At 69.9% G+C, this 20,767-nt stretch carries 20 protein-coding genes; 7 read left to right on the forward strand and 13 right to left on the reverse strand.

Going from position 1 to position 20,767, the window contains the following annotated elements:
- Nucleotides 1-1,374 precede the first annotated feature (1,374 nt).
- The gene (locus VM324_01205; GenBank protein HVL97894.1) at nucleotides 1,375-3,726 is read left to right on the forward strand and encodes a SpoIIE family protein phosphatase; all 2,352 of its coding nucleotides are present in this window, start codon (nucleotides 1,375-1,377) and stop codon (nucleotides 3,724-3,726) included.
- Between the two features lie 230 nt (nucleotides 3,727-3,956).
- On the opposite strand, the gene VM324_01210 is transcribed toward VM324_01205, so the two are convergent.
- From VM324_01210 to VM324_01220, 3 genes are all read right to left on the reverse strand, one after another.
- Nucleotides 3,957-4,370, reverse strand: coding sequence for a hypothetical protein (locus tag VM324_01210; GenBank protein HVL97895.1), 414 nt, complete (start codon nucleotides 4,368-4,370; stop codon nucleotides 3,957-3,959).
- 249 nt (nucleotides 4,371-4,619) lie between these two features.
- Nucleotides 4,620-4,862 (reverse strand): hypothetical protein, encoded by a 243-nt coding sequence (locus tag VM324_01215; protein ID HVL97896.1) that lies wholly within the window; start codon nucleotides 4,860-4,862, stop codon nucleotides 4,620-4,622.
- A gap of 38 nt (nucleotides 4,863-4,900) precedes the next feature.
- The gene (locus VM324_01220) at nucleotides 4,901-5,197 is read right to left on the reverse strand and encodes an SCO6880 family protein (GenBank protein HVL97897.1); all 297 of its coding nucleotides are present in this window, start codon (nucleotides 5,195-5,197) and stop codon (nucleotides 4,901-4,903) included.
- Between the two features lie 311 nt (nucleotides 5,198-5,508).
- On the opposite strand from VM324_01220, the gene VM324_01225 reads away from it, so the two are divergent.
- The 4 genes from VM324_01225 to VM324_01240 all read left to right on the forward strand — a co-directional run bounded on the left by VM324_01225 (nucleotide 5,509) and on the right by VM324_01240 (nucleotide 7,341).
- Nucleotides 5,509-5,718, forward strand: coding sequence for a hypothetical protein (locus VM324_01225; protein ID HVL97898.1), 210 nt, complete (start codon nucleotides 5,509-5,511; stop codon nucleotides 5,716-5,718).
- A gap of 239 nt (nucleotides 5,719-5,957) precedes the next feature.
- Nucleotides 5,958-6,293: a hypothetical protein gene (locus VM324_01230; protein ID HVL97899.1), complete on the forward strand. Its 336-nt coding sequence runs from the start codon at nucleotides 5,958-5,960 to the stop codon at nucleotides 6,291-6,293.
- A 529-nt stretch (nucleotides 6,294-6,822) separates the two neighbouring features.
- On the forward strand, nucleotides 6,823-6,981 hold the full coding sequence (locus VM324_01235) for a hypothetical protein (protein HVL97900.1): 159 nt from the start codon (nucleotides 6,823-6,825) through the stop codon (nucleotides 6,979-6,981).
- A gap of 30 nt (nucleotides 6,982-7,011) precedes the next feature.
- Complete coding sequence (locus VM324_01240) at nucleotides 7,012-7,341, forward strand: tyrosine-type recombinase/integrase (GenBank protein HVL97901.1); 330 nt, start codon at nucleotides 7,012-7,014, stop codon at nucleotides 7,339-7,341.
- A gap of 203 nt (nucleotides 7,342-7,544) precedes the next feature.
- On the opposite strand, the gene VM324_01245 is transcribed toward VM324_01240, so the two are convergent.
- Together VM324_01245 and VM324_01250 are read right to left on the reverse strand one after the other, a co-directional pair.
- Entirely contained in the window at nucleotides 7,545-8,993 is a 1,449-nt protein-coding gene (locus tag VM324_01245; protein ID HVL97902.1) for a hypothetical protein, read from the reverse strand.
- Entirely contained in the window at nucleotides 8,983-10,725 is a 1,743-nt protein-coding gene (locus VM324_01250; GenBank protein HVL97903.1) for an SIR2 family protein, read from the reverse strand. The genes VM324_01245 and VM324_01250 overlap by 11 nt, the downstream gene beginning before the upstream one ends.
- Nucleotides 10,726-11,040: 315 nt before the next feature.
- Between VM324_01250 and VM324_01255 the strand changes: the two genes are divergently transcribed.
- Nucleotides 11,041-11,904, forward strand: a complete 864-nt coding sequence (locus VM324_01255) for a hypothetical protein (protein ID HVL97904.1) — start codon at nucleotides 11,041-11,043, stop codon at nucleotides 11,902-11,904.
- A gap of 289 nt (nucleotides 11,905-12,193) precedes the next feature.
- Here the strand turns inward: VM324_01255 and VM324_01260 are convergent, their stop codons facing one another.
- Complete coding sequence (locus VM324_01260) at nucleotides 12,194-12,565, reverse strand: hypothetical protein (protein ID HVL97905.1); 372 nt, start codon at nucleotides 12,563-12,565, stop codon at nucleotides 12,194-12,196.
- A 412-nt stretch (nucleotides 12,566-12,977) separates the two neighbouring features.
- Here VM324_01260 and VM324_01265 point away from each other — a divergent pair, with 412 nt between their 5' ends.
- Entirely contained in the window at nucleotides 12,978-13,589 is a 612-nt protein-coding gene (locus VM324_01265) for a hypothetical protein (protein HVL97906.1), read from the forward strand.
- A 365-nt stretch (nucleotides 13,590-13,954) separates the two neighbouring features.
- Here VM324_01265 and glnA read toward each other — a convergent pair whose 3' ends face one another.
- From glnA to sucB, 7 genes are all read right to left on the reverse strand, one after another.
- A complete protein-coding gene (glnA, locus tag VM324_01270) occupies nucleotides 13,955-15,373 on the reverse strand; it encodes a type I glutamate--ammonia ligase (GenBank protein ID HVL97907.1) in 1,419 nt (472 codons plus the stop codon).
- Nucleotides 15,374-15,469: 96 nt separating this feature from the next.
- The gene (locus tag VM324_01275; protein ID HVL97908.1) at nucleotides 15,470-16,573 is read right to left on the reverse strand and encodes a mechanosensitive ion channel family protein; all 1,104 of its coding nucleotides are present in this window, start codon (nucleotides 16,571-16,573) and stop codon (nucleotides 15,470-15,472) included.
- A gap of 81 nt (nucleotides 16,574-16,654) precedes the next feature.
- Nucleotides 16,655-17,635, reverse strand: coding sequence for a lipoyl synthase (gene lipA / locus VM324_01280; GenBank protein HVL97909.1), 981 nt, complete (start codon nucleotides 17,633-17,635; stop codon nucleotides 16,655-16,657).
- Between the two features lie 38 nt (nucleotides 17,636-17,673).
- Nucleotides 17,674-18,159 (reverse strand): DUF2752 domain-containing protein, encoded by a 486-nt coding sequence (locus tag VM324_01285; protein HVL97910.1) that lies wholly within the window; start codon nucleotides 18,157-18,159, stop codon nucleotides 17,674-17,676.
- Entirely contained in the window at nucleotides 18,156-18,647 is a 492-nt protein-coding gene (locus VM324_01290; protein ID HVL97911.1) for a DUF4190 domain-containing protein, read from the reverse strand. Before VM324_01290 ends, VM324_01285 begins: the two co-directional genes overlap by 4 nt.
- Before the next feature lie 88 nt (nucleotides 18,648-18,735).
- Nucleotides 18,736-19,395, reverse strand: a complete 660-nt coding sequence (gene lipB, locus VM324_01295; protein ID HVL97912.1) for a lipoyl(octanoyl) transferase LipB — start codon at nucleotides 19,393-19,395, stop codon at nucleotides 18,736-18,738.
- Nucleotides 19,395-20,762, reverse strand: a complete 1,368-nt coding sequence (gene sucB / locus VM324_01300; GenBank protein HVL97913.1) for a 2-oxoglutarate dehydrogenase, E2 component, dihydrolipoamide succinyltransferase — start codon at nucleotides 20,760-20,762, stop codon at nucleotides 19,395-19,397. Before sucB ends, lipB begins: the two co-directional genes overlap by 1 nt.
- Nucleotides 20,763-20,767: the final 5 nt, after the last annotated feature.

A 20,767-nucleotide genomic window follows, 5' to 3' on the forward strand; every position in this document is an offset into this window, starting at 1 on the left:
GGCAAGGGGGTGATGCCCCTAACCCTGGAGGTCAGCTGACCGCCACCCCGGCGATCTGCTGGCCACCCACCCGGAGATCACATGGCCACCAGCCCGGAGCGCAACTGTCCGCCCACCCGGAAGTCAACATGTCCCTTGACAAGCCGGCCGCGCACCGTCGCCGCCGGCACCCCCAACCGCGCGCCGATGCGCCCATGCAACACCACCCGGTGGCCTTGGCCTCCAACGCCGCGCCGATCACCACCGCCAAGTGTTACACCCGGCGGCCCACCAACACGTCTGGCCAACACGAATGCGACCGGCCACATCCCCGGCACAACACCCGATGGACGTCCACCGGCCCCCGCCTGGTCTGCCGAGTCCACCAGCCGTCGAAGATCACCCGCGCATGCCCACACCCGGGCAGCGCTCCGGCCGCGGTGTCCCAACCCGACCCTGCCGAGCCAAGAACTCGTCGATCGGCGCCTCGACAGCGAATACCATCATCAACGGCTGCTGCTATCAGCCCACGGCCCTCGGACGCCTGGACAGCGTCGCGAGGGCCAACCCTCTTCAGGACCGTGACATCCTCGCCGTCACCCGCCCCGACCACAATCCCGTCAGTCACGCTCCGTAGAAGACACCCATCTCGTCACAACCGCCCACCTGCAGCGCCACCTACCCCGTCCGCCAACAGCGTGGTGACCGACCGCTTGCTCTTCCACGACCTCGCGGTCCGGAGCGTCCGCCCACCTCGGCGGAGGACGCCTGGCTGGCTGGGATCGCCCAGGCGACCGACACCGCCAGCCATACCGCCACGTCGCCACCTCCTGCGCGGCGCAGGACCCCGAGCCCGTCCTCCGCCGCGACCTCGAGCTCGGTTGGCGGCGGGTCGCTACGTCGGCGAGCTGCGCCGTGACGGCCGGGTGCTCGAGAACAAGCCGCGGCGGGCATCGAGGTCCTGGCAGCGTGGGCCGCGCCGAGCACGACGCGCCGCTGCACACATGACGCCGGATTCGATGGCTGGGCCCGGTTGCTGCATCACCTCAGCGTAGGGCACGAGCCGCGTCGAGCGGGTGGCTCCTCCGCCCGGGGCGGATGTGCCCAGTGCAAGATCAACACGGTGTCGGAATGTCGGTTCTGGCGCTCCCGGTGGCCCCGGAGCCCGGTTGTCTGTCGCTGTGCTGCCCGTGCGTGGGCCTCCAGTTAGGATGCCGTAGTGGTGGTCTCGGACTGCTGCTCGGGGACTTCAATGGGAGGAGAGAGACGTTCGAGACTCTGGTCCACCCCGACGAATCGACGGGTGGCAGATGCGTTTGACACCGCCGTGGTGACCGCGTGCGAGTTGCGGCGCGACTGCCGGGCGATCGAACCCGACGGAACTGTGGGAGAGAGATGACCGGGTCCGACGCACCCTCCACCCAGCCCGCCCGCGTGCGGGTGGAGGGCGGCGTGCCGCCGTCGCGCCTCGACGACCTCAACGCGGCGTGCCGGGCCATCGCCGGGGCGGACTCGCTCGAGAACCTGCTGCGCACCGTCGCTGAGTCCGCGCAGGGGCTGATCGGCACCCACCAGGCGGTCGCGAGCCGCCTCGTGCACGGCTGGGGCGAGGCGACCACGCACGTGTCGCTGTCGGACAAGTACGCGGAGTGGCGCTCCTACGACGAGCCGCCACAGGGGCTGGGGGTCCTCAACTTCGTCACCCGTGAGAACCTCCCACTGCGGTTGTCGGCCGAGGAGCTCGTCGAGCACCCCGAATGGCGCGGGCTTCGCGACGCCCCGGGGCACCCCCCCCTGCCCGACTACCTGGCCGCGCCGCTCATCAGCCGCAACGGCCGAAACATCGGCCTCATCCAGCTGTCGGACAAGGTGGACGGCAGCAAGTTCACCGAGGACGACGAGGGGCTGCTCGTGCAGGTCGCGCAGATGGCCTCGGCCACGCTGGAACACGTCGAGGGGCTCGAGCGTGAGCGCGCGCTGCGCCGGGAGCTGGAGTCCCGCGCGGCCGAAGCTCGCCTCATCGGCCAGGTCGGCATCGCCACGACGAGCAGCGACGCGCTGCCGGTGAAGCTGCAGGGCTGTGTCGAGGCGGTCGTGGAACAACTCGGGGCGGCCTTCGCGCGGATCTGGCTGCTCGACGAGCCCGCCGATGAGCTCGTGCTCGTCGCGAGCGCGGGCCTGTACACCCATCTCGACGGCGGTCACGCCCGGGTGCCGGTCGGCGCCTACAAGATCGGGAGGATCGCAGGCGACCGCCACCCCCATCTCACCAACGACGTCCCGAACGATCCCGAGATCTCCGATCCCGACTGGGCCGAGCGGGAGGGCATGGTCGCCTTCGCCGGCTACCCGCTCGTCCTGGAGCAGCGCTGCATCGGCGTCCTTGCGATGTTCGCCCGTCAGCCGCTCCCCGAGAGCAGCATGGCAGCGCTCGCCGCCGTCGCGGACGCGGTCGCCCTCGCCGTCGAGCAGGCGCGTGACGCGCAGCGTCTGGAGCAGCGGGCGGTGCAGATGCGCCGGCTCGCTGAGGTCGCCTCCGCGGTGAACGCGGCGACCGACCTCGACGCCGTGCTCGACCTCATCACCGAGGAGGCCCGCTCGCTCATCGGTGCGCACCAGGCGATCACGAGCGTCACGCAGGGCGGCGACTGGTCGCAGGCCATCACCAGCGTGTCGCTGTCGGAGAAGTACGCCGCCTGGCGCGACTATGAGGAGGAGCCGGACGGCTCGGGGATCTACGCGTTCGTGTGCAAGACCCAGCAGCCGGCGCGGCTGACGCAGGCCCAGCTCGAGGCCCACCCCCGCTGGCGCGGCTTCGGGGACGCCGCCGACCGCCACTCGCCGATGCGCGGATGGCTCGCCGCCCCGCTGACCGCCCCCGACGGAACGAACTTCGGGCTCGTTCAGCTGTCGGACAAGCTGGCAGGAGACTTCGACTCCGAGGATGAGGCCGTCCTCGTGCAGCTCGCCGGCATCGCCTCCTCCGCGGTGCACAAGACCCGCCTGTACGAGGAGCGCGTCCGCGTCGCCCGCATCCTGCAGCAGAGCCTCCTGCCACCGGCGCTGCCGGACGTGCCCGGCGTCGAGGTGGCCGCTCGCTACCAGTCCGGCCGCGAGGACGTCGGCGGCGACTTCTACGACCTGTTCCCCGTCCGCGGCCGCTCGTGGGGGGTCGTGATCGGCGACGTGCGCGGCAAGGGTCCCGACGCTGCCGCGCTCACCGCGCTCGCCCGCCACAGCACCCGCACGGCAGCGATGCTCCAGCGCCGACCCTCGAGGGTCCTCGCCGTCGTCAACCAGGCGCTGCACGACACCAGCGACCCCGAACGGTTCTGCTCCGCGGCGTACCTGCGCATCACGACAGGACGCAGCGACGTGCGCGTCGACGCCGCCTCCGGCGGTCACCCGCCGCTGCTCATCCTGCGCGCCGACGGACAGATCGAGCGGATGGAGCCCACCGGTCCGCTCATCGGCCTGTTCCCCGACATCGAGCTCAGCGACCGGCACCTCCGACTCGAGCCGGGGGACAGCATCATCGCCTACACCGACGGCATCACCGAAGCCCGCACCGGCGAGGAGCTCTTCGGCCACGACCGCCTCGTCGAGCTGGTCGGCACCCTCGCCGGCCGCAGCGCCGACGACATCGCCGGTGCGGTGTCCGAGACGGCGGCTGCCTTCGCGCAGGAAAGCGAAGCCGACGACGCCGCCGTCATCGTGCTGCGAGTCGCCCCGGATCCCATGTCCTGAGCGGGACCTTGCCGTCGCGCTGCCCGATGACGGACGATCCGCACCGGTATCAAAATGCCCGCCGGAGATCCCCGTCGGCGTCAACCGCCCACCGGCCGGGGTCGCCGCGGAGCCGAGCGTGGTCGGTGTCAACCAGGTCGCGTTCAACATCGGACAGAACGTGGGTCGACGAGGGTCACCTGCCGGGACTCGCCGCCCACGATCCACAAGGCGCGGCCGCGGGCCGCGGGTCAGCTGGGTGGCGAGGCCGGCCTGGAGCTGGTTGAGCTGGAGGGTGTCGCGCAGCAGGCACTGCTCGCCGGGCTTCTGCCGGTAGATGACCAGGTGCCGGAGTCGGCGATCACCCCTTCCGCCAGCGTCCACCGCGCCGACGCCTCGCGGCCCCGCGGGGAGGCGGCCACAGCGAGCTGCAGCCACGCGGCAGCGGCGATCATCACCAGCGGCAGCGCGGCCCGGTGCGACCGGTAGACCGCGGCGATGTCAACGACGGTCAACGGCTCGACGGTGTCGGCGTCGAGGTTGGTGTGCCCTGCGAACATCCCGCCGAGGTCGCCGTGGTCGTCGACGAGGCGGGCCATCGCCAACGCGAGCTCACGAGACTCCTCGGTGACCCGGCCGGGGTCCATGTTGAGCCGGGTCGCCACCGCCCGGTCGGGCGCGGTGAGCGCTTCAGGTCAGCATCGTCAGGGTCGCGGTGTCCCCGTGAGCGCTGATCGACGGATGCGCGTGGTCACCGGCCAGACCCCCCACCCGGGCCAGGGTCGCGCTGAGCAGGACCATCTCCAGCTGCCGGCAGGCCCGGCCGGGGGGTGGCCTCCACCAGGGCGCGGACGGTCGCGGTGTCGCGGTGGAACGGATCGGTCGGTGGGAGGTGATGGCCGGCGCCGCCGGGGTCAAGAGGGTTGAGGATCGTGCCGCCGCCGGGTCGCAGTGATCTCGAACGGCTCGGGACGCGCCTCCACCAGGACGTGACCGGCGAAGCGGCGGCGTTGCCCGCGAGGCCCACCGATGCGGCGGTACCGGTCGCGCAGCCGCCGCCGCTCGGCCAGCTCGTCGGCGGCCTGCTGGCGCCGCTCCTCGCGCAGCTGGCTGCGATCCGCCCGCCCGTCGCGGCGGCGCGCGCGGGCGCGAGTCACCCTTTTGGTGGCGGACCCTCGCCTTCGCCGTGACCGGATCACCGGGCGCCTCTGCACAGCGGCAGCGTGAACGCGAAGCCTTGGCGTTGGGTCCCCGACAGCCGGCGCAGCTCCAGCGAGCAGCGCCGGGCGGCTGCCTCGACCTGACCGACCGCGGTCTCGAGCTCGGCCGGGGTGGTGGCGGTGACGGTCACCAGCCACACGACCCGGTACACCGTGCGGCCCTCCACCAGGTCCTCCTCGCGCTGGGCGGCGTCGTGCCAGGCGCGCCGCTGCCGGGCGGAGGTCCCAAACCCCCACGTGCGCGCAGGGTCTGCTCGGACTCGGTGGACCACTGCTGGGTCTGGGCGCGGCGCTCGGCGGCCGTCAGCGGTGTGGGGACATACAGCAGGGACAGGCGGCGCTGGGCCGCACGCCGATCAGCAGGTGCTGGAGGAACTCGCCGGTCACCGGCCGACGCTGGCCGCGGCCCCGTCCACGCCAGGGTTCGGATCGCTGCAACGCACCGCACGCAGGCCGGCGTGCCGCGCACGTCGGTCTACGAGCTCGACCTCGCCCGGGAACCCGAGGGCGCCTGGCGGCTGGGCGGCTGCCGGCAGGCGCAGTGATGCGCCGGGGTCTAGCTGCCATCGCTGTCGTCGTCCTGGTGGCGCCGCTCGGCCTGATCGCCGTCACCGGCACCAGCGATGCCCGCTGGCCGATCGAATTCGACCGCACAGCCCTTGCCGGTGAGATCCCCGAGACGATGCTGTCCGCCTACCTCGACGCAGCCGAAGTGTGGGACATCGACTGGGCGCTGCTCGCAGCGATCAGCAAGCTCGAATGCGACCACGGCCGGTACCGCGCGCCCGGCTGAGGGCCGCCCGGCACCATCAACCACGCGGGCGCGCGCGGACCGATGCAGTTCCTCGGCTCCACCTGGCGCTCCTCCGCCGGACGCTACGAGCTGGACGTGGCCGGCCCCCAGCCCCCGACGGGCAGGGCTATGGCACCGCCGGGGACGGCGACGGCATCGCCGACCCGTGGAACCCCTTCGACGCCGTCCACTCCGCCGCCCGCTAACTCGTCGCGCTCGGTGGCCGAGGAGACCCGCGGGTGGCCGCCAAGAGCTACAACGCCGGCCCGGCCAACCGCAACCCAACCGCCGGCGAGGGCTACACCGCCCGTGCCGTCGAGCTGGTCGCCCACTACCACGCGCTCGCCGGCGCCGGGGGGCCGGGAACACCGCCGGTCGCGGTCGTCCAGGACGGCTACGGACTGCCGTTCGACCCGGCCGGACTGCACGCCGTCACCACCAACGAGGCCACCGCGCGACCCGGAGTGGCAGCTCGTCAAGCTGCACCACTCGGGTCGGGTCGGCATCGACATCTCCCTGCGCGTCGGCACGCCCCTGTACGCCCTCCTGGGCGGTCACGTCGTGTGGGCGGGTGAGTCCGGCAACTTCGGCTACGGGCTGGCCATTCGCAACCCTGACCAGCACGCGTCGGTCACCTACTGCCACCTGTCAGCCATCGACGTGACCGCCGGGCAGCAGGTCGTCGCCGGCCAGCCGGTCGGCCGCTCCGGTGGCCAGCCCGGAACGCCGGGGGCCGGCAACTCCACCGGCCCGCACCTGCACCCGCACATCGACACCCCTCAGGCCGCCGCTGCGCCCAGGCGCTCGCATGGGGCAATGCGCCCCCCGCTACGTGCGGGTGCTGCTCGCGAACCTGTCAGCGGTCCTCGGGGCTGCTGTCGAGGACGGGTTGATCGCTAAGAACCCGGCGAGGTCAGCTGCGGTGAAGGGCCCCGCAGCGCCCCAGGACAAGGTGATCCCATGGCCGGTCGAGCAGGTCGAGGCGGTCGTGACCGCGCACCCGGAGCGGTGGGAGGCGGTCCCCGTCCTCGCTGCGGGCTGCGGGCTGCGACAGGGCGAGGTGTTCGGCGTCCGCGTCGAGGACATCGACTCCTCGGCCGCAAGATGTTCGTGCGCCAGCAGGTCAAGATGCTGCACGGCAAGCCGGTGTTCGCTCCGCCGAAGGGTGGCAAGACCCGTGAGGTGCCACTGCCCGACGTTGTTGCGTTCGCGCTGGGCGAGAGCCTGCGCCGGTGGCCCGCCCGGGAGGTGACCCTGCCTTGACGGGAGGTCGACGGCAACTCAGTCACCGCGATGCGGGTGTTCGTCACCCGCGAGGGCGGCCCGCTGACACGCAGGCACTACAACGTGAACGTATGGAAGCCCGCACTCGTGGGGGCCGGGGTGGAGCCGACGCGGGCGAACGGGATGCACGCGCTGCGGCACCACTACGCCTCGGTCTTGCTGGACGGCGGGGTGAGCATCCGGGCCCTGGCCGAGTACCTGGGGCACGCCGACCCGGGCTTCACCCTGCGCACGTACACGCACCTCATGCCTAGCAGTGAGGACCGCGCCCGCGAGGCGGTGGACGCGGCCCTGAGTCGCCTGGCGCCGGGTACAAGTGAGACCCAGGCGGCACCCTGAGCGGAGTGTGCAGTAGACCAATGAGTCGCCCGCGACATCCACCAGCTCATCGCCTCAGCCATCGGCTCCGAGCCGGCGCTTGACAGACATAGGAGCACCATGGACCGGGTGCGGATAGCCGGGAAAAGTTAGATACTCAGGCCATCAATTAGGCAGGATGGGGGAGCGTCGGTCGGTCAGTCGAAGACCACTGGGCGGGACGCTTAGATGAAGTACTTGTACGAGTACGGCAAAGGGCCTATGCGCGGAGCCGATCCGAGCGCGTCGGCCACCTTCGACGCGTAGGACAGCGTGACCGGGAGTGTTCCGTACAGCGTCTCGGAGTTCCAGTCCATCTTGGTCAGGGCGAGCACCTCGGCCGCGAGTGGTTCCGCTGGTCCCTCGCCGGCCCACCGCCTGAGCAGAATCGGTGCGGGGATGCCTGTGCCTTCCTTGTAGTAGGGGTACCGGGACGGGATGTCGTCCACCGCACCCTGGGTCCAAAGAAGGGCCTCGTTGTCTCCCGCGTGGAGCAGCGTGCCCCTGGTCAGTGGGAACCCCTGCGCCTGCCGTCCGCGGTACCGGATTGCTCGCCACGGCGTGTGTTGCTGGACCTGGATGAGCTGGACGTCGGGGACGCCCTCGAGCGCATCAAGGCACCCATCGACTTCGCGGCGGAAGAACTCCGTCGACTTGTGGACGACTATCCGCTGGGGATGCCGGCCCGCGTGCCTGTCGGCGTACAGACCGACTGCCCTCGACACCACTGTGCGCATCTGCTGCCGTGTCAGGAACGGGTTGCGGCCATTCACGACGACGCCGTCGTCTGCGCGGACCTCATAGGCGAGGAATTCCAGCCCAGATCCTTCGGCGTCGAACACCTGGGCGCAGCAGGTCACGAAGCGAGTGTGACCGGGGACCCGCTTCAGGGTGTACGCCAGCCCGAGGAACGCCGTTCCGTCGTCGGCACGGTCCACCTTGTACGGCGTGCCGCCGGCCTTGGCGTAGCACGCCAGGGACAGGGTCCACCCGACGGAGCACGCGTCCCGCTGTCCCTGTGCGGTGCGTTGGCGGACGAGCTGGGTGGGGATCCCCAGGGCTGCTGATGTCCCTTTGACGAAGCTGTGTAGGTCGAACGGGTCGTCGTCGTCCCCGTAGAACCCCGCGGCGAGGCTGTCGGGCAGGTACAGCCAGACGATGTCGTAGTCGCTGCGCGTGTCGCGCAGAGACCGAAGGCCGTCGGCTATTGCTGCCGCGAAGACGGTGTGTGGATTAGGAGCCGCAGCCATCCTGTGGGGCAGGTCCTCGGCGAACCGGACGTGGCTGCGCTCGTCGGCCGGGGCGAGGTCGACACCAAACGCGGCGGTCATGCCAGGGTAGTCAATGAGGTAGTCGCTGCGGGTCTGTTTCGGCTGTGCCGACAGCAGCAGTCGTATGAGACTGCTCATATCGCGGCCGCTACCTGGCGGTGCGAGCGTTGCGACCCTGACGACCGGCGGGACGGCACCCGTAACCTCGTCGCTGTACGGCCCGAACTGTGTCAGTCCCCGAAGCGGGTGGACGTCGACCGCGTCGCGGTCGGACGGCGAGAACAGCAGACGCGGCTCGGGGAGTTCCCGCGTGTCGGGAAACCTGAATGGCAGCGGAGGGCTGTCTGTGACGTTAACCGGCACGGCGTGCCTCCTGGGTCGGTTCGGTGCGCGCATACGCAGTGCGGGTCCTCAGCCGAAACGATGCGTCGATACCGGCTTGGTCACCGAACCCGAATAGTGCGAGTTCGGCTCCTGTTTCGGGCGCGATCATCTTCGTCCACGCCGTGATGAGCGCGTCGGCAACGTCGTTGTATCGGTGGTCAAGGCGCCCCTTGAGGAATCGGGCACGCGGCGTGTCCGCGTCGCGGTCGTCGGGCCGGACCGACCCAGCCCGCCTCCCGGAGGGCCGTCCGCTTTCGTCTTCGACCCACACGGACGGACGTAGCACGACCCACAGCCGGTTGAACCGATGGTCGAGCCGCAACTCGACCGACTCGGCCCACCGCAGGCTGGTGCCTGGCACCGTGCCGCATACCGCCGTGCCCCCCACGAGTTGGCGGTTGAACTTCCGCTCCTCGGCTGTCGCTGCCACGGCCACGGCGGACTTGAGCGGCCCCAACAGCGCAGTCTCGGCCTTTGCGGCAGCGACAATAAGGCGGCGGTTGTCCCGGCGCGCCCGCGGGGCGGGTTCCAGCGGTGCAGCCCGAAGAATCGCACCGGTCAGAGCTGCGTACAGCAGCCCCTGCTCCATGCTGCTTGTCCTCGCGATCCTGTCGGGATCGAGCAGCGACTGTGACCAACCTGATATGCCGAACGGATCGAACGTCCTGCGGACATCCGCGTCGAGACCGAATGCCAAGACTCCCTGACGAGTACGGCACGCGACCACCGGTGCGTCCGCTGCCTCGACCGCTGCCAGCACTTCCGAGTGGCCACCTATGGTGCACTCCACCCGCCGGACCACCTTGGGGTATCCGATGACTTCGAGGGCGTTAAGTCGTACCGCGTCGCCGTCTGATGAGGTCCCGGGGAGAACGAACGGCATTTCGTGGCGAACCGGGCGGTGCGGCGTGAGCACCTTGGACACAGATGCGGGAACGGTCGACATCTCCACCAACCTGGTGATGAGCTCGCCGAATGTCTCGGCCTTGACCTTGTGTGCGTCCACGCCGCCAGCGCGGACCTCTGCAAGCAGCGCGTCGACTTGTGGCGGCGGCGGGTCGGCGCTGCGGTGGACCCAGAAGAGCCCGTGGGGAAAGGGGGTCGAGCCGGTCAGGACGCCGTGCAACGCGTCCAGCACTGATGCGTCACGCCCGCTGAACCCCGCCACGATGAGGCCATACCGCTGCCCGGCCGTGATGAGCGCTTGGCGCAACCGCTGGTCCTGTGCCTGCAGTTCGTCGCCAGTGTTCTTGAGCCGTTCGTACCGGTAGTCGCCGTGCAGTTTGACGTACAGCGGGACCCGCCCTTCGGTCACCGCGCGCACGGCGGCGTCGCCGGATTCGGGGGTTGCCGTCATCAGAGACGTGGCTGCCCCGAACCGTTCGCACGCGCGTTCAACCACCTGGTCGAAGTTCGTCGTCCACACCATGTCCACGCGGCGCGCTGCGATAAGAGCCGCGAAGCAGAGGTTCGCGTAGCCAGGCTGGGCCGCCTCGAGCCTGTCTTGCAAGTAGCGCCGCCGGTCCTCTGGGCGCGAGTACACGGCTTCCATGACTGCGGCGTACTCGTCCCTGTGCCCAGCGGGCGGCAGTCCGAGCGCCTCGACGAAGTCCTGAACCCGCTGCTTCACACCGGGTTCGGTGAAGTCGGCGGCCGAGGGGAGCCTGTTGCCCTTGGACACGTACAGGACCCGTTTGAGGTCGTCGATCATCTGCCCGGCTGTGGGGGCACGTGCTGAGACTGAAGCTCCTGCTCCCAGGAGCCACATGAGGTCGGATCCTCGTACCCCGTGGATGCGTACGAGTTCGTCAAGCTCCAATGGTGCGCCTTACCAGGATCGGGTCCAGGTGGACATAGTAGCTCGGCGGTGTCGCTTCACGCTTCCGTAATTCCACAGGAGAGATTCGTCGGCGTCTGGGCTGGCGGGAGCACACACGGTGGGATGCCCTCGGAGGCTCAGACTTCCGTCACTTGTTAACGATTCGGCGGTACCGTCGGCCGGACGGCAACAGAGCTCGGAGGGTGCATGATCGACTTCCGCGTCGGTGACGGCCGCCGGCGGGGGTGGGGACCCGACGACGACTGGGGCGCCTGGTTCGGCTCAGGCGTCCTGCGCGGCCTCGTCGAGGTCATCGACTGCTTCCTCGACGAGCCGATGCCGTTCAGCGCCCGCTCCGGCCCAGCGCGTGCCGCTCTCGGCTGCGTCCCTTGGCTCAGCCACCGAGACGTCACCGACCGGCTGTCTCGGATGCGGACCTGCGTCGTGGTCGACAAGCCTGACCGGGCGACCCGCTGGCACCGAGCGCTCCAAGAGGCTGGCGAGCCCTTCCCGCCGCAAGCCTTGCCGGGGTTCGACTCCTATGCGCCGCGTTCCCCCGAGGGAGAACCTGTCGTCGTCGGCCCCCACGGTCCCTGGCCCCCGTACGAGACCCCCGGCCTGGGTCCTGTGCGGGTCGCTGGCTTCCGCGGCGATAAGACGGCGCCACTCCTGCACGCGAAGGTCCTTGTCCTCGGCTACACGTACTGGGCTGAAGATGAGTTCTCCCGCGAGTTGATGCTGTTCCGGCCGCGGCTGGTCTGGTGGGGCTCCGCGAACTGGACTCGCGGGGCGGAGCGGCACATCGAGGTCGGCACGTACTCCGACGACGGCGACCTTCTCGACGACGCAACTCGCTTCATCAGCGACCTGGTCAAGATCTCCGAGCCGCTGGATACGACGAGCAGTTTCCCCGAGCCCGAGTTCGCCGAAGTCGACTTCGACGATGCCGCGTTCATCGAGTACCTGGACGAGTACGGCGACTGCTACGAGGAGGAAGAGGCCGACGACGCGAGGCCGTCCATCGACCAGTCGGAGGAGTATGGGTTCCTCCCAGAGGAAGCCGACGACTAGGGATGCCGCGCACCAAGCGCGTGACGAAACGGTTCGCGAGCCGGATGCAGTCCTGGCTTCGCGGTGCCCGCATGCAGGGCCTCGACCTCTTCGGGGGTCGTGACCTGGTTCGTGCAGCGCAGCATGCTTCGCTTCGCGGTGAATCGGGTGTTGCTCGGCGATGCACATGCCGGTTCCGCAGTTCGGCAATCGAGCGAACGCTCGCCGCGAACGCCTCAACCCTGGACTAGGAAATTGGCCGCCGGATTGAACTCGCGTCCACCTCAGTCAACTTTCTGGGATCAAGCTGCTACCAAGGCCATGACGCCATGGCCTGGAGCACTCCTCCCAGAACGATTTCCCCCGCCGAAACAATGGCAGCTCCGTTCGAACGGCGCTGATCCTGCAGGGTCGATCGCACGTCGGCAACTCGTGACTTGTGAACCTCATACAGCGCCGCGCTGACCTCGTTCTTGATCGCGCCCTTCAAGGTGTCAACCTCGTCTTGCAGCGCCGCGATGCTGCGCTGCCCAAGCGAATCGTGGGCGTACCGCTCATGCAGAAATCCGGCCGGATCAGTTGCCAACGCTCGCGCGGCGCGTTGGTAGCCGCGAATGGCCCACCACAGCACGCCGACTACGCCCAGGACCTCCAAGACGAGACCTATGAAGGTCAGTGCCATGTCCATCCTCCTCGCCGTAGCGTCGCTGGCCGCCGGGAGGATCTTCCCCTGGTGCCCGAGCAAATGCGGTCTGACGAGCATTCAAGTCGGTGGGCTGGCCCTCCACACGCGCAACCTGTCGAGGCTCCACGACGCGGGGCCCGGCGGCCCAGGGGATAGCGCTCTTGGTAGCAAACGACGGTAAGGTCGCCCTGGAAATCCGTCTGGGGGGTGGAGACGATCGACCTGTCACTGCTCATAGGCTGGCTCGGGCTGCTCGCGGGGACGGCGGGGGTCATTGCTTCGCTCGTCACGTACAGGCGCGCGGCTGAGAAGGCCCCCGCCTGTCTACGTGATCACTGGTCGTCCGCTTGCACGTTCCCACCCCCAACGAGGAATCGAAGTTACCTACGACGGCAAGGCGATTGACGCTGTGCACCAGCTGTTCATCGCCTTCTGGAATGCCGGCCAAGGCCCGTTGAGGCAGGAGGACATACCGCCCCACGAGCCGATCTCCTTCAGTCGGCCTGACGGCGTGACGGTCCTGGATGCTCGCCTGGCGAAGGTATCCAATGACGCCACCAGGTTCACCGTGACGAGCCACGACGACCGCACGATTGGGGTGAATTTTCACCACTTGGACGCGAGTGAGGGAGCGCTGGTGGAGGTGCTCCACGACAAGGGGTTCGCGATTCCAAGGGCCACCGGCAAGGTCATCGGCGCACGAGGCCCTATCGAAGAGATAGATACTCCCCTATGGGATGACCCAGGTGGCCACAGACCCCTCTTTGTCTCATCCTGGGTCAGTGGCGCTATCTCGGTCATCCTGGGAACCGTCGCGGTCCTTACCGGGTGGCTCTCAATTGCCACGTGGGCGCTCGTCGCAGGTGTGTTCGCGCTCTTGAGTTTCGCCGGGGCGCGCAGCTCCTACCGCAAGGACGTGAGGTTCATTGCCGAGGCGATCCGCCCCCACCCCTACAACATCCTCAGGATGTTCCGCAGTCGGGCAGTCCAGGCCGACGACTCATCGATACAGGGTTTGTAACGGGAGCAACCCGCCCGTGCCGTGACCCGCCCATGGCGTTTCGGTCGCCTGGTTGCCCAGACCAGGAGTTCGCGCGACATTTGCCCCGCTTGCCGGTCCGACGGCCCTTCCTACCGTGAATGCCGCTCCAGGTGGTGATAGCGGCCGCGTCGCCGTTTGGACAAGTGGGCGAACTCTGAACCCGCCCGAACGTTGCGATATCAGGCTGAACCATGAGCTATTGACAGCTGTGGTTAGCGGACGATGCACAACGAGGACCGCGCCCATGATCCGGCAGGCGCGGTCCTCAGTCAGCTGTCGTGTGGCCCAGATGTGGCCCAGACGGCCCTCCGACCGACATTTGCGCAGGTCAGAGGCCTGCCCTGTCAGATGTCGTAGTAGAGGTGGAACTCGTAGGGGTGGGGCCGCAGGCGGACCTGGGAGACCTCCTCGTCCATCTTGAACTCGATCCAGGTCTCGATGACGTCTTCGGTGAAGACCCCGCCCTCGAGGAGGAACTCGTGGTCGGTCTCGAGCGCGGCGAGAGCCTCCTCGAGGCTCGCGGGGACGCTCGGCAGGTCCAGCAGCGCCTCGCGGGGCAGCTCGTAGATGTCCTTGTCGACGGGGTCGGGCGGCTCGATCTTGTTGCGCACGCCGTCGAGGCCGGCCATGAGCATGGCGCTGAAGGCGAGGTAGGGGTTGCACGAGGGGTCGGGCACCCGGAACTCCACCCGCTTTGACTTCGGCGACTGGCTGATGAGCGGGATGCGGCATGCCGCCGACCGGTTGCGCTGGCTGTAGACGAGGTTCACCGGCGCCTCGAAGCCAGGCACGAGCCGGCGGTAGGAGTTCACCGTCGGGTTGGAGAATGCGAGCACCGCCGGCGCGTGCTGGAGGAGGCCGCCGATGTAGTAGCGGGCGGTGTCGGACAGCTGCGCGTACCCCTGCTCGTCGAAGAACAGCGGCTCGTCGCCGTTCCACAGCGACATGTGGGTGTGCATCCCCGAGCCGTTGTCGCCGAAGATCGGCTTCGGCATGAACGTCACCGTCTTCAGGTGCTGGCGGGCGACGTTCTTCACGATGTACTTGAACATCATGACCTTGTCCGACATGCGCAGGAGGCTGTCGAACTTGATGTCGATCTCCCCCTGGCCGGCGCTGCCGACCTCGTGGTGCTGGAGCTCGACCTCGATGCCTGCCCGCTCGAGCTCGACCGTCATCTCGCTGCGCAGGTCGGTGTAGTGGTCCATCGGCGGGACCGGGAAGTAGCCCTGCTTGTGCCGGACCTTGTAGCCGAGGTTGGGTCCTTCGTCCTTACCCGAGTTCCACGCGCCCTCCACCGCGTCGATGTGGAAGTACGACTCGTGGGGCTTGGTGTCGAAGCGGATGTCGTCGAAGATGAAGAACTCCGCCTCGGGGCCGAAGTAGGCGGTGTCGGCGATGCCCGTGCCGGAGAGGTACTGCTCGGCCTTGCGGGCGATGTGGCGCGGGTCGCGACTGTAGGACTCCCCGGTGACCGGGTCCCTCACGAAGCAGTTGAGGACGAGCGTCTTGTGCTGGCGGAACGGGTCGAGCACCGCCGTATCGGTATCGGGCACGAGGATCATGTCGGATTCCTGGATCTCCTGGAACCCCCGCACGGACGAGCCGTCGAACCCGAGGCCGTCGGTGAAGACCTCCTCCTCCATGACGTGTGCCGGGACGGTGAAGTGCTGCATCAGCCCCGGCAGATCGCAGAACCGGAAGTCGACGAACTCCACGCCCTCCTCGGAGATCCTCGACAGCACGTCGTCTGATGAGGCCAACTCGGCTCCTTTGCGTTCTCTGCGTACTCTCGGACGGTGCGCCAACACCCTACGCGGGTGCCGTCACACCGTGATTACTCCATTGTTTCCGACGTGTTACCGCTCGCCGTCGCGCCGCGCGGAGGGCACGAGGGCCGCTGCGGCGTCGCCGGACGCCCCGTCGCGCTGGCGCACCCAGACGGTCCTCTGCGGGAACGGGATCTCGATGCCTTCCTCGTCGAAGGCCGCCTTGAGGCGCGCGCGGTACTCGCGGTTGACGGGGAACTGCTTGCCCGGGACCGTCTTGATGACGATCCGCATCGTGAGCTGGTCACTGGCGAAGTCCTGCAGCCCCCACACGTCCGGTTCGTCGAGGATGAGGTCCCCCCACTCCTCGTCCCGCCACATGTCGTCGGCGACACGCTTCATGACGCGCTTCGCATGCTCGACGTCGGTGTCGTAGGCCACCCCCACGTCGAGCAGGGACCGGGCCCACTGCTGGCTCATGTTGCCGACCCGGTTGATCTGGCCGTTCGGGACGTGCCACACCGTGCCCTCGACGTCGCGCAGCCGTGTGGTGCGCAGCGTGATCGCCTCGATGGTGCCGCGCGCCTCGCCGACGTCGACGATGTCGCCGATGCCGTACTGGTCCTCCATGAGCATGAAGATGCCCGACAGGAAGTCCTTCACGAGGCTCTGCGCGCCGAAGCCCAGTGCGACACCGACGATCCCGGCGCCGGCGATGAGCGGGCCGACGCTGATGCCGAGCACGTCGAGCACCATGACGGCGGCGATGGCCCATATAGCGAACGTGGCGAGGCTTCGCAGGACCCCGCCGATCGTCTCGGTGCGCATGTTCGCGCGGGCGAGGTCGAGCGGTCCGGTCGCCCCTAGCGGCCCCCTGCCGCGCAGGGTCTCGAGCTTGGCGAGCCCCTCCTCCCTCACCCGGCGCATGAAGGCCTTGATGGCCTTGCGCATGAGCCGGTTCGCGAGGTACGCGAGGACGAGGATGAGGATGATCTGCAGCAGCGTCGGGATGATCCGTCCCGCGAGTGCGGAGACCACGACGCTGCCGCTCGTCTCGAAGACCCACGTGCAGATCGGCCCGGGCTCCTCGCCGCAGGCGCTCTGGAACCGGTCGATGTCCTCGGGGGCGACGTCGGGGAGGTTGTCGGCGGCCTGGGCGAGCAGGACGCTCAAGGTCAGGAGGGGCGCGTGCATCCGATGCAGCTCCTGGTCGGGAGACGTTGGTGCGCAGCCTAGTGGCGGGACTACCGCTCTGCTACACGAGCGTCTAGCCGGTCACGGCCCGTCGAGCCGCGGGCCGCCCTGGCCGGCTGGAAGGGGGCTGTCGGGTCGCTGCCACACGCCGGCGTCGGCCGCCTGGCGCCCGGCCCGGTACGACGAGCGGACGAGCGGACCGGCCGCGACGTGGCGGAACCCCAGCGCGCGGCCGAGCACGGCGTAGCGGTCGAACTCGGCCGGTTCGACGTAGCGCTGCAGGGCGATGTGGCGGTGATCGGGCTGCAGGTACTGGCCGATGGTCAGGATGTCGACGCCGACGGCGCGCAGGTCGCGCATCGCCTCGGTGACCTCGTCGGCGGTCTCGCCCAGGCCGAGGATGAGGTTGGACTTCGTCGCGCACCGGCGGGGAAGCCAGCTGCGGGCGCGCTCGAGGACCTCGAGGCTGCGCTCGTAGCGAAACGCCGGGCGGACATGGCGGATCAGGCGGCGGACGGTCTCGAGGTTGTGGGCGAAGACGTCCGGGCGCGCGTCGGTGACCGTGCGCAGGTGCTCCGGCCGGCCGTGGAAGTCGTCGGTGAGCAGCTCGACGCCGCAGCCGGGCGCCCGGACGCGAATCTGCCGGCAGGTCTCGGCATACAGCCAGGCGCCCCGGTCGGCCAGGTCGTCGCGCGACACCCCGGTGACGACCGCGAAACGCAGTCCCATGGCGGCGACCGTCTCGGCCACCCGGCGCGGCTCGTCGGTGTCGTAGCCGGGGGGCATGCCGGTCGCGATGTCGCAGAAGCCGCAGCGGCGGGTGCAGGTGTCGCCGCCGACGAGGAACGTCGCCTCGCGGTCCTCCCAGCACTGGAAGATGTTCGGGCAGGACGCCTCCTCGCACACGGTGTGCAGGCCCTGCCGGCGCATGCGGGCCTTGATGTCGCGGTAGTTGGGGCCGGCGAGCGGCACCGGCTGCTTGAGCCAGCGCGGCTTGCGCTCGGGGATCGGGGGGACGCCGACCACGGTCAGCCGGGTCGCGCCCTCGGGGATCACTGGCATCACGTACGCCCTCGCGGCTTCGTGGTGAGGCCCCGAGTCTAGCGAGCCGTCGACAAGGCTTGCGGAGCGAGCCAGGCGAACGGCGCGAGGTTGCGGAGGATCCCGAACGCTCCGAGCACGACGAGCGCCGTGGCGAGCAGCGCCCACCACACGCCGGCGGGCAGTCGCGGGACGGGCAGGCGGGGTCGGCCGAGTGCGCGGCCGGCCCAGGCGAGCCACGCGTAGGCCGCGAGGGGGGCGGCGAGAACGAGGAGGAGGTTCGCTCCGGCCGCCGCCGCGACGTCGCCGCGGGCGAGATGGTGGACGGCCCGCAGCGATCCGCACAATGGGCACCAGAGCCCGGTCGTCGCGTTGAAGGGGCACAGCCCGTAGCGGCCCGGGACGGAAGGGGCGGCGAGAGCGACGAGCGCGCATGCGGCGAGCGCGAGCGACCCGGACCCGAGCGCTGCCGCGAAGCCTGCCGGTGCGCGTGGCCTTCGGGCCGCGCAGTCGCTCGGGGCGCAGATCTCGGGCACGGCCGTCACCCACCCATCAGCGGCAGGAACGCGCCGAGCAACCCGAACACGAAGAACAGCACGACCCCCAGCACGACGAACGCCGCGCCGATCCACCCGACGACGATCGCAGCCGTCGCGATGCCGTCACCGCCCTGCGTTCCACCGGAGGAGCGGATCTGTCCGCGGGAGAGGTAGCCGAGGACGAGCCCGACGACCACCCCGACGACGCCGATCCCGCACATCCACAGGGTGAGCAGGCCGAGGATGCTCGCGACGAGCGCCGCGACGGCCATGCCGTTCGTGGGTGTCGTCGGCGCGCCGGCCTGCCCGCCACCCCAGCCAACAGCCGCCTGCTCCCAGGACGGCTGCTGTCCCGGACCCGCCCACGGTGGGGCCGCCTGCCCGGGCGGCGGGACCGCGCCCGGCACGAAGCTGCCCGGCGGCGGGGGCGGGGTCGCCCACGGGTCGCCGCCCCGGCCCTCCTCGGGCGGCCCCTCGTACGGCGGTGTGCTCATGCGACGCTCCTCGATCCTGGCACGTTGCCCGCAGCGTAGGGCACCCGCCTCCCGGGCGGACGACCCGCTCCTGCGGTCAGCGCTCGCTTCAGCGACGGACGCGCGGCGTCATCCCGACCTCGTCCGGGGAGGCGAACCGCAGGTCGCGGTCAAGCGCCCGGGCGAGCTCGACGAGCAGGCGGGGACCGACGTCGGCGACCGTCGTGGCCACGCCGAGGGACGCGAGCGAGCACACGCCGGCGTCGCGGATGCCGCAAGGGACGATGCCGGCGAAGTCGTCGAGGTCGGTGGTGACGTTGAAGGCCAGGCCGTGGCTCGTCACACCGTCCTCGACGCGGATGCCGATGGCCGCGAGCTTCTCGCCGCCGACCCACACCCCGGTGCGACGCCGGTCGGGCCGGGCGACGATCCCGTAGGCGGCCGCGGTGCGCACGCACGCCTCCTCGAGGGCCTCGACGTAGGCGCGGACCGCCCGGCGGGCGCGGAGGCGGACGATGGGGTAGACGACGAGCTGGCCGGGCCCGTGGTAGGTGACGTCCCCGCCCCGGTCGACGGCGACGACGGGGATGGGCCGCGTGCCGAGGACGTGCGCGGCGACGTCGGCGTGGCGCCCGGCCGTGTACACCGGCTCGTGCTCGCAGCTGAGCAGCACGTCGTCGACCGCATCGGCCCTGCGGGCGCTGACGAGCGCGCGCTGCCAGCGGAGCCCGTCAGCGTACGTGAGGCGCCCGCAGTCGACGGCGAGCATCAGTACCGGATCTCGCCGGCCCAGTCGTGGGTCTCCACGACCTCGGCGACGTCGGAGACGAACCGTGCCGCGTCGGCCCCGTCGATGAGGCGGTGGTCGTACGTGAGGCAGAGGTAGACCATGTCGCGGATGGCGATCGCCTCGCCGCCGTCGTCGGTGACGACGACCGGCCGCTTCTGGATGGCGCCGGTCGCGAGGATCGCGACCTCCGGGTAGTTGAGGATCGGGGTGTCGAGCAGCACGCCGCGGCTGCCGGTGTTCGTCACGGTGAACGTGCCACCCTCGATGTCCTGCATCTCGAGCTTCTTGTCGCCGCGTGCCTTGTCGGCGGCCTCCTTGATCCCGCGCGCGAGGCCGGCGAGGGTGAGGTCGTCGGCGCCCTTGACGTTCGGGACGAGCAGGCCCTTCGGCGTGTCGACGGCGATGCCGAGGTTGACGTAGCCGTGGATCTTGACCTTGCCCGCGTCCCAGTCGGCCTGGGCGTTCACGAGCTCGTGGCGGCGGATCGCGAGCACGGCCGCACGGGCGAGGAACACGAACGGGGACAGCGACACGCCCTCGCGGGCCTTGAACTCCTCCTTCACCCGCTCGCGAAGCCGCATGACGCGGGTGACGTCGGCCTCCTGCACCGTCGTGAGCTGCGCTGACGAGCTCATCGACTCCATCATCTTGGCGGCGATGCGCTGGCGGATGCGGGAGAGGTCCTCGACGCGCTCCCGCTCGCCCTCGCGCAGGGAGATGCGCCGCGCGGGCTGCGGGGACCGCTGGGGCGCCCGAGCGGGAGCCGCCTGGTCGCTCGGCGCGGCCGCCTGACCCCCGCCCTGGCCCGAGATGGCCGCCTCGACGTCCTCGCGGGTGATCCGACCTCCCTGGCCGGAGCCGGAGACCTGCGACACGTCGATGCCGTGCTCGGCCACCATCCGGCGCACGATCGGCGACATGAGCTGCGTCTCGCCGTTGCCCTGGCCGGCCGGCGCCGCGGCGGCCGGCGCCTCGGCGGCCGGACGCTCCTGCGCCTGCCCGGGCGCGTCGGCGGGTGGCGTCGCCTGCGCCGCTCCGTCCGCGGACTCGGTGCCCTGCGGCGCGGCTGCCTCGCCGCCGGTCGCCTGTGCGCCACCGGTGTCCTCGCCCGCCTCGGCGATGATGGCGACGACCGTCCCGACGTCGACCGTCTCGTCGACGTCGACGCGGATCTCCTTCAGGACACCCGACGTCGGTGCGGGCACCTCGGTGTCGATCTTGTCCGAGCTGAGCTCGAAGAGCGGCTGGTCGGCCTGGACCTCCTCGCCGATCCCGACGAGCCATGCGGTGATGGTGCCCTCGGTGACGCTCTCACCGAGCTGGGGCAGGGTCACTTCGGTTGCCACGGGCG

The organism is Egibacteraceae bacterium, assembly GCA_035540635.1.
Lineage (GTDB): Bacteria > Actinomycetota > Nitriliruptoria > Euzebyales > Egibacteraceae > DATLGH01.

What these genes read in the sequence shown, in the direction of transcription:
- VM324_01205 (HVL97894.1), top strand. Translation starts at nt 1,375, where the DNA reads ATGACCGGGTCCGACGCACCCTCCACCCAGCCCGCCCGCGTGCGGGTG.
- VM324_01235 (HVL97900.1), top strand. Translation starts at nt 6,823, where the DNA reads ATGTTCGTGCGCCAGCAGGTCAAGATGCTGCACGGCAAGCCGGTGTTC.
- VM324_01240 (HVL97901.1), top strand. Translation starts at nt 7,012, where the DNA reads ATGCGGGTGTTCGTCACCCGCGAGGGCGGCCCGCTGACACGCAGGCAC.
- VM324_01250 (HVL97903.1), bottom strand. Translation starts at nt 10,725, where the DNA reads ATGATCGACGACCTCAAACGGGTCCTGTACGTGTCCAAGGGCAACAGG.
- VM324_01255 (HVL97904.1), top strand. Translation starts at nt 11,041, where the DNA reads ATGATCGACTTCCGCGTCGGTGACGGCCGCCGGCGGGGGTGGGGACCC.
- VM324_01260 (HVL97905.1), bottom strand. Translation starts at nt 12,565, where the DNA reads ATGGCACTGACCTTCATAGGTCTCGTCTTGGAGGTCCTGGGCGTAGTC.
- VM324_01275 (HVL97908.1), bottom strand. Translation starts at nt 16,573, where the DNA reads ATGCACGCGCCCCTCCTGACCTTGAGCGTCCTGCTCGCCCAGGCCGCC.
- lipA (HVL97909.1), bottom strand. Translation starts at nt 17,635, where the DNA reads ATGCCAGTGATCCCCGAGGGCGCGACCCGGCTGACCGTGGTCGGCGTC.
- VM324_01290 (HVL97911.1), bottom strand. Translation starts at nt 18,647, where the DNA reads ATGAGCACACCGCCGTACGAGGGGCCGCCCGAGGAGGGCCGGGGCGGC.
- lipB (HVL97912.1), bottom strand. Translation starts at nt 19,395, where the DNA reads ATGCTCGCCGTCGACTGCGGGCGCCTCACGTACGCTGACGGGCTCCGC.